Here is a 12,478-nt window from a genome sequence, read left to right as displayed (position 1 = left end):
GGATTGCGGATGAGTATCAGGCCTGGAGGGTTGCGTTGATCTTCCCGATGACCGGCAGCGCGGCCGCAAGCGCGGCGCGGTCGTCGTCCGAAAGGGACGAGAGGATGCCGGCCATGACGGTGTTGCGACGCTCATTGGCGGACTCGACGGCGGCGCGGCCTTCTCGGGTGAGTGTGACGCGGACAGCGCGGGAGTCGTTGGGGTCCGGTTCCCGGCGGGCGAGGCCGACGCGCTCGAGCTTGATGATCTGTTCGGTGGCGCTGGGCACTTTGACGCCGAGGTTCCGGGCGATCTCCCCCACGCGCACTCCGGACCCGGAGGCGCCGGCCCCGGCGGACGCGGGGCCGGAGTCCATCAGCATCTTGAGGGTGCTGAGCTGCGCGGCACTCAGTTCGCCGTCGGCGTCCAGGCGGCGGACGAGGTAGATGCTGTGGCGAAGGGCCTCGCGGAAGTCCTGGGCGAGGGCGAGGAGGCCGGGGTCGGCCGGTTCAGCGTTCATAGTTAGGTAGCCTAACAGTTAGGCGCCCTAATGGTCAATGGGGGTGGGTTGCCCTATCACTTATGGCCGCTAAAACCGCCGAATACGAGCCATAAGTGATAGCGCAACGGGCGGGTGACGGTGGGCCCACCTCTGCGGGGGCTTAAACACGCCGACGCCGCAACTCAGGCGAGCTGCGGCGTCGGCGTTTAGTGCTCGGCGTTATCGCAAGAGGCTAGACGACCGCCTTGGCTTCCTCAATGAGGGACGAGACAGGGGCGAAGAGCGGGTGGCCAGGCGCCAGGCCCGTGATCTTCTCCGTGGCCTCGGCGGGCGTGGATGCGGACAGGATTTTCGCCAGCTCCACGGCCTCGGCGTCCGCCGGATCGTTGAAGCGCAGGGCCGAGGCGATCGCCCCGAGCAGTGCCTCCGGGACAATCCCGCGTTCGGCCAGCTCGGCGGCGGGGCCGATGAAGCGTTCGTGCCGGCCGAGTTTGCGCAGCGGGGCGCGGCCCACCCGGGTGACAGTGTCCGGCAAGTGCGGGTTGGAGAAGCGGCCCAGAATTTTCTCCACATAGGCCTCCTGCTCCTCGCGGTTGAAGCCGTGCTTGGCCACCAGGAGTTCCTTGGTTTCGTCCAGGACGGCGCGGACGTCTGCCGCGACGTCCTGATCGGCCATGGCCTCGGAAATCTTGCCCAGGCCCGCTTCGAAACCGAAGTAGGCCGCCGCCGCGTGGCCGGTGTTCACCGTGAACAGCTTCCGCTCGATGTAGGGTTCGAGGTCGTCAACGAAGGTCGCTCCCGGAATGACCGGCTCTTTCCCGGCGAACGGGGTACGGTCGATCACCCACTCGTAGAACGTCTCCACCGTGACGTCAAGGCCCTGGCCGGCCTCCTGGTTGGGCACGATCCGGTCCACCGCCGTGTTGGCGAACACCGCGGCAGCGTCCAGGGATCCGGCGGCCGGATCCCACTGGGCCGCGACTTCGGATTTCAGGATGTCGGTCGCGTTGATGGCGTTCTCGCACGCCATCACCTGCAGGGGCCCCAGCCCGGCCGCGCGGGCCGCGATCCCCTTGGCGATCACGGGCGCCACGAACTTCAGGATGTGCGGCCCCACGGCGGTGGTGACGATGTCCGCCGTCGCGATTTCCGCGACGACGTCGGCTTCCTGGGTGCCGGAGTTCAGCGCGCGGAAGTTGTCGACGGTCCGGACGGCGGGGTTGTCTCCCACCTCGTGGACCTGGTAGCTGTCCGCGGCAGCCAGCTGGGTGATGAGGGCGTCCGCGACGTCGGCGAACACCACCTCATACCCGGCATCGTGCAGCAGCAGGCCAACGAATCCGCGCCCGATGTTTCCCGCTCCGAAATGAACAGCCTTCACTAGGAGTTGACCTTTCCGAAGAGGGCGAGGACTTCGTCAACCGTGGTGGCCGCTTCGAGCTGCGCGACCTGTGCCTTGTTGGTGAAGACCTTGGCGATCGAGGACAGGATCTGCAGGTGTTCGTTGTTGATGCCGGCGACGCCGACGACGAACTTCACTTCCTTGCCGTTCCAGTCGATGCCGTTTGGATAGCGGATCACCGACACCGCGGACTTCATGATGTGGTCCTTCGCGGCGTTGGTGCCGTGCGGGATCGCGAGGTAGCTGCCCATGTAGGTGGAGACGGATTCCTCGCGTTCGTGCATGGCGTCCAGGTAGCCGGAGTCGACGGCGCCGCGGTCCAGCAGGAGCTGCCCGGCCTCATCGATCGCGGCGTCCCGCGTGGTTGCGGTGCCGTTGAGGATGACGCTTTCGGCCACGAGAATGCCCGCCGGGCCAGCCTCTTCGGCGGGAGCCTCAGCGGTGGCTTCCGGTGTGCCGCCGACGGCAGGAGATGCGGTAGCCGGAGCCCCGGCGTCGGGAGCCTCTCCCCCGTCCGTGTTGCTGGCCCTCACCAGCTCCACGATCTCGTCGTACCGCGGGCTGTTCATGAAGTTGTCCACGGACACGTGCACTGCGCTGGCCGTGGCGGGTTTGGCCCGCTCGGTCAGGTCCTGGTGGGTGATGACGACGTCGTAGGTGTCGCTGAGGTTGGCGATTGCGGAGTTGGTGACCTTGACGTCCGCGAAGCCGGCAGCCTTGATCTTGTTGCGCAGCACCGAGGCGCCCATCGCGCTGGAGCCCATGCCGGCGTCGCAGGCGAAGACAATGTTCTTCACCGGGCCCGCGAGGACCGCGACGCCGCCGGCATTCATGCCGGCACCGGTGAGGGCGGAGGCAACCGAGCTCTTCTTGCCCTTCAGGGCCTCCATCCGGTGGGTGGCCTCGTCGAGGTCGTCCTCCGCGGGTGCCTTGCTGGCTTTCAGGATCACCGAGGCGATGAGGAAGGACACCGTGGTGGCGAACAGCACCGAGAGGGTCACGCCGACGTAGCTGTCGCGTGCGGTGGCGGCGTAGACGGCGATGATGCTGCCCGGGGCGGCCGGGGACCGGAGTCCGGCGCCGGTGACCACCAGGGTGAAGATGCCGGTCATGCCGCCGCCGATTGCGGCGAAGATCGTCATCGGCTTCATCAGCACGTACGGGAAATAGATCTCGTGGATGCCGCCGATGAACTGAATCACGGCTGCGCCCGGCGCGGACGCCTTGGCCAGGCCCTTGCCGAAGAATGAGTAGGCGAGGAGGATGCCGAAGCCCGGACCGGGGTTTGCTTCAAGCAGGAACAGGATGGATTTGCCCTGTTCGAGCGCCTGCTGCGTGCCCAGCGGCGTGAGGATGCCGTGGTTGACGGCGTTGTTCAGGAACAGGACCTTTGCGGGCTCGATGAAGATGCTGGTGAAGGGCAGCAGCCCGTTGACGACGAGGAATTCGACCACGGCGCTGGCGCCGTTGCTGAACGCTTTCACCACCGGGCCGACCACGAGCATGCCGACGGCCGCCATGATGGCGGCAAGGATGCCGGCCGAGAAGTTGTCGATCAGCATCTCGAAGCCGGGCTTGACGCGGCCTTCCCAGATCTTGTCGACCTTCATCATGAGCCAGGCCGTGAGCGGCCCTAGGATCATGGCGCCAATGAACATGGGGATGTCGGTACCGACGATCACACCCATCGTGGCCACGGCACCCACCACGCCGCCACGCACGCCGTAGACCATCCGGCCGCCGGTGTAGCCGATCAGGAGCGGGAGCAGGTACGTGATGATCGGACCGACAAGCTTGGCGAGGTCCGCATTGGGAAAGAAGCCCGCTGGGATGAAGAGCGCCGTGATGAAGCCCCAGGCGATAAAAGCACCGATGTTGGGCATGATCATTCCGGACAGGAACGTCCCGAATTTCTGGACGTGTACCCGCACGCTGGTCTTTGGTTTCGCAACTGTCTCTGTTGCCATGTGAATTCCTAACCGTCGTTCCCGCTGCTTTGCAGGATGGTCCGATAATTTCGCCGAGCTAGCTGGTGGAGCTGGTGGAGATCCGGTGGAGCCATTCGAGGAAGAGCTTGAGTTCCGAACTGGAGAGCTGGTCCGAGTGGGACGCCTGGAGTGCTGCGTTCAATGCGATTGCCGCCACAACCACGGAGGATTTTCCGCTGTCATCAGAATCGTTGGTCCGGGCCTGTTCCGTGGAAACCGCAAAGATCATGGCGTCGCGGGTCATGGTGGACAGCTCGAGGTTGCGTTCGGGCGCCTTTTCCGCGATCAACATGAGGGTCACACCCACGTTGGCCGCCAGGATGGACCGGGCAGCCTCCCGGGGCGGGACGTTGAGCTGGCCGGAGACAGCCGCCTTGTTGAGCATCTCCTCCATGAGGGCCTCGGCATCGGCGACGATCGCCGGCCTGCTCTCAGGGCGGATGTTGCCAAACATGACGAGGTACAGTTCCGGCTGTTTCAGCCCGAACTGTACGTGGTTGTCCCACATCCTCCGGATGTCCTCCAGCGGCTGGCCAGAGGGCGCGAAGTCGCGTTCGCCCGCGACATATTCGTCAAAACCCGCTGCGACGACGGCGTCGAACAGCCCTTCCTTGTCGCCAAAGTGGTGGTAAAGGGTCGGCGCCGTGACACCGGCCAATTGCGTGATCTGACGGGTCGAGACTGCGGACCCGCCGGAGTTGGCCAGCAGCTCGGCGGCCGCACGCAGCAGCCGGGCTTTGGGTGGTAGCTGGCCATCGATACTCATAACCGCTACCCTAGCACCTATAGCAACGCTATATGAACTACATCACATACAATTTTTGCAGGTGCCGTGATCCGCCCGCAGACGTAGCCGTCACGCGCAGCACAAATGATCAGCAGGATCAGCGGCGGCACCTGGTTAACCGGCTTAGTGGCCATTGGCCTACGACAGAGAATGAGGACCTTCAGTGCAGAACTTCCCAGGAGTAGGCGTTAGCCCCGGCCGCATCATCGGCACCGTCCGGCAGATGCCCAAACCGATCAGCGAACCGCCCGCCGGAGAGCAACTGCCCGCCGGCGTCACGGCGGAAGAGGCGACGGCGGCGCTGAAGGCCGCGGCAAAGGCGGTCCACGACGAGCTCAAAGCCCGCGCCGAGACCGTCACGGGCGACGGCAAGGCCGTCCTTGAGGCCACGGCACTCATGGCCACCGACACCATGCTGCTCAAATCCGCCACGAAGCTGATCGGCCGCGGCACCTCCGCGCAGCGGGCGATCTGGGAAGCCGGCGCCTCGGTCTCGGAAATGCTGCACAACCTGGGCGGCTACATGGCCGAGCGCGCCACCGACGTCCTGGATGTCCGGGCCCGCATCGTTGCGGAACTGCGCGGAGTGCCCGCGCCGGGCATTCCCGTATCCGCCACGCCTTTCATCCTGATCGCCGAGGACCTGGCCCCGGCCGACACCGCCACCCTGGATCCGGAGAAAATCCTGGCCCTGGTCACCGCGGGCGGCGGTCCGCAGTCCCACACCGCCATCATTGCCCGCTCGCTGGGCCTGCCCGCCGTCGTGGCCGCCACCGGAGTCGATGAGCTCGCCGACGGCACCGAGGTATACGTGGACGGCGCCGCCGGGCTCATCACCGCGGAGCCCGGCGAGAGCCAGCGCGCCGCCGCGGCCCACTGGGCCGCCACCGCGTCACTGCTGGCCGCCTTCGACGGGACGGGCACGACGGCGGACGGTCACCTGGTCCCGCTTCTGGCCAACGTCGGCGGCGCCAAAGACGCTGTAGCCGCGGCCGGGCTCAACGCCCAGGGCGTGGGCCTGTTCCGAACCGAGTTCTGCTTCCTCGAACGGGACACCGAACCGACCGTGGAGGAGCAGGCCGCCGCCTACAAGGGCGTCTTCGATGCCTTCCCGGGCAAGAAAGTGGTGCTCCGCACGCTCGACGCCGGCGCGGACAAACCGCTGCCGTTCCTGACCGACGCCACTGAGCCCAACCCCGCTCTGGGCGTCCGCGGCTACCGGACCGACTTCACCACGCCGGGGGTCCTGGAGCGCCAACTGCAGGCCATCGCCCTGGCCGAGCAAGCCTCCGAAGCCGACGTCTGGGTGATGGCCCCGATGATTTCCACCGCGGAGGAGGCCGCCCGCTTCGCCTCGCTGTGTGCCGCGGCGGGGATCAAGACCCCCGGTGTCATGGTGGAGGTCCCGTCCGCCGCGCTCACCGCCGAGGCCATTCTCCGCGAGGTCGGCTTCGCGAGCCTGGGCACCAACGACCTCACCCAGTACGCCATGGCCGCGGACCGCCAGCTCGGCCCGCTGGCTGCCCTCAACACGCCCTGGCAGCCGGCCGTGCTGCGGCTCGTGGGCCTGACGGTGGAGGGCTCAAGGGCCGAGGGCCACAACAAGCCCGTGGGCGTGTGCGGCGAGGCCGCCGCAGACCCGGCCCTCGCCGTCGTCCTCACGGGCTTGGGCGTCACCACGCTGTCCATGACGGCGCGCTCCATCGCGGCCGTCGCTGCCGTACTGAAGACCGTCACCCTGGCCGAAGCCCAGGAGCTGGCCAAGCTGGCCCTGTCCGCGCCGAGCGCAACGGAGGCCCGGGCCTGGGTCCGGGCCAAGCTGCCGGTCCTGGAGGATCTCGGGCTGTAACGGACGAAGCGCCAACGGCTGGACCGCCGGCGTCCCCGCCGGCGGATCCGGCCGCCAGAATGCAGCCGTTAGGATGCACTCATGGCACTGATAGCTCCCAGGGTGACGGCCGGCCTTCCGGCCGAGGACGCAGAGAAACTCAAGTACGCCCTCGACGGCAGCCACGACATCACGGTGTTCGTGGACGGCACCGTCCACCGCCTCCCGCCCGAGGCGAGGGACGCCGTCGTCGATATGCTGGGCCGCTTCAGCCGCGGCGAGGCCGTCACGGTCAGCAGCGTCGAGGAGATGCTGACGACGTCGCGGGCCGCGGAGCTGGCGGGGATCTCGCACACCTATCTGCGGAACATGACCGACCGCGGCGAGATTCCGGTGGAGTACCGCGGAACGCACCGGCGGATCCGGCTGGCCGACATCATGGCCTGGCTCGAAACGCAGAAGAAGAATAGTGCGGGCGCGGGCACGCTGCCCGGCCAGGATGACGACCCAGATGCTTCATAAACAGGCGATTCATGAAGCAGTGATAAGGATCAAGCAACGATCACAGTCCGACGCCGAAACACAGAAAGGCCGCGGGTTACTCTTGAATTGTGGGTAAATTCAGAGGATGGCACATCGTGGCAGGCATCGCCGCCATGCTGCTCGCCGGCTTCGTCGGAACCGCGATGGGCCTGAACAACACCGCCACCTATATGGCCAGCGGCGTCGCGTTCGTTGCCGTGTCCCTCTGGGTGGATAGCCGGATATCCCGACGTCGGAGCGCCGCCCGCCAGTCCGGGACGGACGCCGCTGTTGCCGGCCCGGACGCCGGACTGGTCCTCGACGCCGACGCGTCGAACCGCGAGGGCTAAATCCGGGGCCGGCCGGCCCAGCGCCGGGCCTTGAGCGCGGCGTGAAGCTCCAGCCGCACCATTCCCTTCAGCGGGTCCACGCCCAGCAGTTGCCGGATCCGGCCCAGCCGGTTGTAGATGCTGCTCCGGTGGAGGTGCAGCTTGGTCGCGACCTCCTGGACCGAGCCGTCGTTGTCATAGAACAGCTCCAGGACGGGAAGCAGCTCGTGGTTCCGGTCATGGTCTTCGAGGATGCGGAAATACACGGATCCCGCGTCCGCCCAGGCGCCCGCGCCGCCGCCGGCTGATGCCAAAAGCTGGTAGACGCCGGTGGCCCGGCAGTCGACGAGCTCTCCCAGCTGGGGATCCACCGCCGCCGCCTGGGCCGCCTGCCGGGATTCCCGGTAGGCCTCGGCGAGTTCGCGCGGCTTGGCGAATCCCTCGCTGGTGCCGAGGATGATCCGCCGGACCGTCCGCCCCGAGCGTTTGGCGAGTTCCAGCTGGTAGTGGACCAGGACCTGGGCGTGGTCAGCCCGTCCGGTGGATTCCTTGAAGAGCACCACGGCATGGGTTTCGGTGCCGGCACTGAACAAGGCGGCGTCGACGCCGATGGTGGCCTGCAGTGCCGCGGAGCGGTGGATGAGCGTGTCCGCGATGGGATCCGACCCCCCGGCCCAGCCGTCTGCGTCCAGGACAGTCACCAGCTGCCACGGCCCCTTGCCCTGGACCTCTTTCCAGCCCGCCACAGCCGCGGCCGCGTTGGCTTCACCGGCGCAGGCGGCCAGGAACTCCTGCTCGCGGCGGCGGCGGAACTCGGACTCTGCAGTGTTGGAATCCAGCAGCAGGGAGGACAGCTGTTCCAGCTCCCGCGCCACGTCCGGCAGCTGGGCGAGAACGGTTGCGGCGCTGGGTTCCTCGGGATCAAGCTGGACCCACAGGTACCCCACCCGGAAGCCGCGCACCAGCAGCGGCACGCACACCCGGCCCAGCATGCCGAGATCCGCGTTGGCCGGCACGACCACCGGCCGGACCGCCGTCGCGATCCCGTGGGAAAGCTGCCACGCACTGACTTCCACCGGGACGCGCTTGCTCAGCAGGAAGTTCACCCGCACGCGGTCCGCATGCGACTGGTTGGAACTGTAAGCGAGGAGCAAACCGTCCAGGTCCTCGAGCGAGAGACCGCGGCCCAGCCGCTGCGCCACCTGCTCCACGAGCTGCTCCACGTCCTGCTGCTGCATGCTGCCACACTACTGCGCCGGACGGCCGCACTGCGAATGCGGACACGAACGGACACGAGCCGACACCTGACGCCCGCTATCTCGACAAATGTCTACCACAGGATTCGGAAAACCCCGGAAAGACGGGGCCGGGGCCTTGGACCGGCCAGACACTCCTGTCGCCTGCCTCACAGCCGGATCTATTCTGGAATTACGAAATCCCCCGCTCATCCAGGCCCGCGAGGCCGCCACTACTGGAGCAAAAAAATGATCATCGGTGTCCCCAAAGAGATCAAGAACAACGAATTCCGCGTCGCCATCACGGCAGCGGGCGTTCACGAATTCCGCACCCACGGCCACGTTGTCCTCGTAGAGCGCGGCGCCGGCCTGGGCTCCGGCATCACTGACGAGGAATACGCGATTGCCGGCGCCGAGATCGTCGCCGAAGCCGACGACGTCTGGGCCCGCGCCGACATGGTCATGAAGGTCAAGGAACCGGTCAAGGCTGAATACCACCGCTTCCGCAAGGGCCTGATCCTCTTCACCTACCTGCACCTGGCTGCCGAGCCGGAACTGACCCAGGAACTGATCAACTCCGGCGTCACCGCGATCGCCTACGAGACCGTCCAGGAAGGCCGGTCCCTGCCGCTGCTGGCCCCGATGTCCGAAGTTGCCGGACGCCTGTCCGTGCAGGTCGGCGCGACCTCCCTGATGGCCCCGGCCGGCGGCAAGGGCGTGTTGCTCGGCGGCGTCCCCGGTGTCCGCCCGGCCAAGGTGGTTGTCCTGGGCGCCGGTGTTGCCGGCACGAACGCTGCCGCCATGGCCCTGGGCCTCGGCGCCGACGTCACCATCCTGGACATCAACATCAACCGCCTGCGCGAGCTCGACGCCCAGTACCAGGGCCGCCTGAAGACGGTCGCGTCCAACTCCTACGAAATCGAGAAGTCCGTCGTGGACGCCGACCTCGTGATCGGCTCCGTCCTGATCCCGGGCGCCAAGGCCCCCAAGCTGGTCACCAACGAACTCGTGTCCCGGATGAAGCCCGGCTCCGTGCTGGTGGACATCGCCGTGGACCAGGGCGGCTGCTTCGAGGACACCCACCCCACCACGCACCAGGAACCGACGTACAAGGTCCACAACACGATCTTCTACTGCGTGGCCAACATGCCCGGCGCCGTCCCGAACACCTCCACCTACGCGCTGACCAACGTCACCCTGCGCTACGCCGTGGCCCTGGCCAACCTGGGCGTCAAGGCTGCCTTCGAGCGTGACGCTGCCCTGGCCGCCGGCCTGAACATCGCCGCGGGCAAGGTTGCCCACCACTCCGTCTCCGAGGCGCACAACCTGCCCCTCGTCGCCGACTGGCACCAGCTGGTCTCCGCGTAAGCATCACCGCATCGGCTGCTCCGTAACCGCCCTTTTGGACCCCCAAAACGGCAGTTGCGGAGCAGTCGATTGCTCTTTAAGCCCGGTCAGTGAAGCCCGTCAGGCCAAAGCCCGAGCCTGCTCGATGAGCCGCAGCACCTCGACGGGCCCGGCGGGGTCGACGGGGACGGGCAGCGCCGAGGCCGCCCCGCCGTCGGCGATCTTCGCCGCCAGGATCCGGTAGAACTCGGGGTAAGCGCCGCGTTCGGTGGGCAGCCGGTCCAGGTGCCCGTCGCGTCCCAGCAGCCCGGCCCAGTCCGGGTCCTCGACGCCGTAGTCGGCGTCCAGCGGGCTGCCGCCGGCCACAATGTAGGGCTCCTGCGGGTCCACACCGTGCTTGGAAAAACCTCCAGTGCTGCCCAGCACGCGGTAGCGCGGACCCTGCTGGGCACAGAGCATGTTCATCCACAGATGGCTGATTACTCCTGACCCGTGGCGCAGGGCCACGAAGACGTCGTCGTCGGCCTTCTCGCCCGGCCGCCGGACCTCCAGTTCCGCATGCGTCACCGTCGCCGGGCCGAAGAGCTGCACCGCCTGGTCCAGCAGGTGGGTGCCGAGGTCGAAGAGAACCCCGCCGCCGTCGTCCGAGGTCGCGGCCGCCTTCCACGCTTTGGAGACGTCGGGCGACCACCGCTCAAAGCGGGACTCAAACCGGGTCACTGTGCCGAGGAGTCCCGTGTCTATGAGTCCTTTGACCGTCAGGAAGTCGCCGTCCCAGCGCCGGTTCTGGAACACGGTGAGCACCCGGCCCCGCCGCGCGGCGAGGTCGATGAGTTCCTGTCCTTCCGCACTGCGCACCGCGAACGGCTTGTCGACGACGACGTCGAGGCCTGCTTCCAGCGCCGCCTTTGCGAGCGGGTAATGGGTGGCCGGCGGCGTGCCGAGCACCAGCAAGTCCAGCTCGCCGGCGAGCTCCAGGATGCCGGCCGGGGTGTCGACGATCCTGGCCGCCGGGTAGCTGGCGGCGGCGGCAGACTTCCGGCCGGCGTCGGACGTCGAGATGACATCCAGCGAGAAGGCGTGGTTCGCGGCAAGAAACGGGGCATGGAAGACGCTGCCCGAGAGACCGAACCCGGCGACGCCGGTGCGGATGGGCCGGGCTGAATCGTTGCTCATGGTGCCTAGGCTACCGCTCCGGCCGCTACCCGCCACCCACTACGCGCGTGACGAGTTCCCGCCACGTTTCCGCGAGCCGCTCGGGCGCGATCCCGTGCACGCCGACAGCGTGCAGCAGCAGTTCCGGCTCCAGCGCAGCGCCCAGGGCCGACGCCATGAGCCACGGGTCCGCCGTCACGCCGGCTTCGCGCAGCAGCATCTCGAGGTGGCGGTGCCAGAGGACGGCCGGCGGGACATCGAACCTGTTGTAGACCGAGGCGTCGGCGGCCCGGGCCAGCTCCCCGAATTCCAGGATCCAGGATATGCGCGCGGCCCCGACGGCGATCAGGCGCTCCAGTGGCGGCGCACCGGGGCCCACCGGAGGCGGGCCGAACATGAACCGGCCCTGGAACTCGGCCTCGGCACCGCTCAGGAGCGCCATCATCAGCCCGGCACGGCTGCCGAACCGCCGGAAGACTGTTCCCTTGCCAACGCCGGCACGCTGGGCCAGCCGGTCCATGGTGAGCGCGTCGGCGCCGGATTCCTCAACGATTTCCCGGGCCGCGCAGAGCAGGAGCTCCCTGTTGCGCGCCGCGTCACGGCGCTCGGACTCTGCGGCGGGCCCGGGGGCGCGCCCTCCCCCGGGCTGGGCACCGGGACGGATCGGGATGAGGCTCACACCGCTGATTCTAGCGCCTGGGAATACAACCGGACCGCGGTCCGTTTAATCTGGGTGAAGGCCTCAAAGCCTCACGACCAGCCAGCCGCAGGAACCGTCCCGCGGCGTGACGCATAGGAGTACACATGTCCAAGAAGACCGTCCTCACCCTCGTCGGCAGCCTGCGCGCCGGCTCCACCAACCAGCAGCTGGCCGAGGCCATCCAGCTCAACGCGCCGGACCAGGTGAACGTCGTCATTCACGAGAGCCTCGGCAACATCCCGTTCTACAACGAGGACATCGACGTCGAAGGCCAGGTGCCCGCAGCGGCGGCCGCCCTGCGCGCAGCAGCCAACGACGCCGACACCCTCCTGCTGGTCACGCCGGAACACAACGGCACGGTCCCGGCCTCCCTGAAGAACGCCATTGATTGGCTGTCCCGCCCGTTCGGCGCCGGCGCCCTCGCCGGCAAGCCCACCGCCGTCGTCGGCACCGCCTTCGGCCAGTTCGGCGGCGTCTGGGCCCAGGACGAGGCCCGCAAGGCCGTCGGCATCGCCGGCGCCCAGGTCCTCGAAAACGTCAAGATGGCAGTCCCCGGCTCGATGGTCCGCTTTGCCGAAGTTCACCCGAAGGACGACGCCGAAGTTGTCGAGCAGATCAAGGGCGTCTTCGACGCGCTGGCCGAAGCCCGCACCCCGGAAGCGGCGTAGCCCACACCGAGCTCTTGCTCCCTTGAGGCCCCCGGC

At 67.6% G+C, this 12,478-nt stretch carries 12 protein-coding genes; 5 read left to right on the top strand and 7 right to left on the bottom strand.

Features of this window, described 5'->3' with window-relative positions; genetic code table 11:
- Window positions 1–16: 16 nt before the first annotated feature.
- From ACVWZ7_RS11960 to ACVWZ7_RS11945, 4 genes are all read right to left on the bottom strand, one after another.
- The gene (locus ACVWZ7_RS11960; RefSeq protein ID WP_456507958.1) at window positions 17–499 is read right to left on the bottom strand and encodes a MarR family transcriptional regulator; all 483 of its coding nucleotides are present in this window, start codon (window positions 497–499) and stop codon (window positions 17–19) included.
- 214 nt (window positions 500–713) lie between these two features.
- Entirely contained in the window at window positions 714–1,862 is a 1,149-nt protein-coding gene (locus ACVWZ7_RS11955) for a mannitol-1-phosphate 5-dehydrogenase (RefSeq protein WP_456507957.1), read from the bottom strand.
- Window positions 1,862–3,850 (bottom strand): PTS mannitol transporter subunit IICBA, encoded by a 1,989-nt coding sequence (locus ACVWZ7_RS11950; protein ID WP_456507956.1) that lies wholly within the window; start codon window positions 3,848–3,850, stop codon window positions 1,862–1,864. Before ACVWZ7_RS11950 ends, ACVWZ7_RS11955 begins: the two co-directional genes overlap by 1 nt.
- A gap of 58 nt (window positions 3,851–3,908) precedes the next feature.
- Window positions 3,909–4,637: a TetR/AcrR family transcriptional regulator gene (locus tag ACVWZ7_RS11945; RefSeq protein WP_344364732.1), complete on the bottom strand. Its 729-nt coding sequence runs from the start codon at window positions 4,635–4,637 to the stop codon at window positions 3,909–3,911.
- 184 nt (window positions 4,638–4,821) lie between these two features.
- On the opposite strand from ACVWZ7_RS11945, the gene ptsP reads away from it, so the two are divergent.
- From ptsP to ACVWZ7_RS11930, 3 genes are all read left to right on the top strand, one after another.
- Window positions 4,822–6,507: a phosphoenolpyruvate--protein phosphotransferase gene (gene ptsP, locus ACVWZ7_RS11940; RefSeq protein WP_456507955.1), complete on the top strand. Its 1,686-nt coding sequence runs from the start codon at window positions 4,822–4,824 to the stop codon at window positions 6,505–6,507.
- Between the two features lie 81 nt (window positions 6,508–6,588).
- On the top strand, window positions 6,589–7,008 hold the full coding sequence (locus ACVWZ7_RS11935; RefSeq protein WP_344364739.1) for a helix-turn-helix domain-containing protein: 420 nt from the start codon (window positions 6,589–6,591) through the stop codon (window positions 7,006–7,008).
- An 89-nt stretch (window positions 7,009–7,097) separates the two neighbouring features.
- Complete coding sequence (locus tag ACVWZ7_RS11930) at window positions 7,098–7,358, top strand: hypothetical protein (protein ID WP_116766709.1); 261 nt, start codon at window positions 7,098–7,100, stop codon at window positions 7,356–7,358.
- Here ACVWZ7_RS11930 and ACVWZ7_RS11925 read toward each other — a convergent pair.
- Window positions 7,355–8,575: a PucR family transcriptional regulator gene (locus tag ACVWZ7_RS11925; protein ID WP_456507954.1), complete on the bottom strand. Its 1,221-nt coding sequence runs from the start codon at window positions 8,573–8,575 to the stop codon at window positions 7,355–7,357. The two genes, ACVWZ7_RS11930 and ACVWZ7_RS11925, sit on opposite strands and share 4 nt — an antisense overlap.
- A 246-nt stretch (window positions 8,576–8,821) precedes the next feature.
- On the opposite strand from ACVWZ7_RS11925, the gene ald reads away from it, so the two are divergent.
- A complete protein-coding gene (ald, locus tag ACVWZ7_RS11920) occupies window positions 8,822–9,940 on the top strand; it encodes an alanine dehydrogenase (RefSeq protein WP_116766711.1) in 1,119 nt (372 codons plus the stop codon).
- A 99-nt stretch (window positions 9,941–10,039) separates the two neighbouring features.
- On the opposite strand, the gene ACVWZ7_RS11915 is transcribed toward ald, so the two are convergent.
- On the bottom strand, window positions 10,040–11,095 hold the full coding sequence (locus ACVWZ7_RS11915; protein ID WP_456507953.1) for a Gfo/Idh/MocA family protein: 1,056 nt from the start codon (window positions 11,093–11,095) through the stop codon (window positions 10,040–10,042).
- A 25-nt stretch (window positions 11,096–11,120) separates the two neighbouring features.
- Window positions 11,121–11,753, bottom strand: a complete 633-nt coding sequence (locus tag ACVWZ7_RS11910; RefSeq protein ID WP_344364748.1) for a TetR/AcrR family transcriptional regulator — start codon at window positions 11,751–11,753, stop codon at window positions 11,121–11,123.
- A gap of 125 nt (window positions 11,754–11,878) precedes the next feature.
- Here ACVWZ7_RS11910 and ACVWZ7_RS11905 point away from each other — a divergent pair, with 125 nt between their 5' ends.
- Window positions 11,879–12,442: an NAD(P)H-dependent oxidoreductase gene (locus tag ACVWZ7_RS11905; protein ID WP_116766713.1), complete on the top strand. Its 564-nt coding sequence runs from the start codon at window positions 11,879–11,881 to the stop codon at window positions 12,440–12,442.
- The last annotated feature ends 36 nt before the right edge of the window (window positions 12,443–12,478 follow it).

This window comes from Arthrobacter sp. TE12232, assembly GCF_054062615.1.
This window is presented reverse-complemented; position numbering and strand designations above follow the sequence as displayed.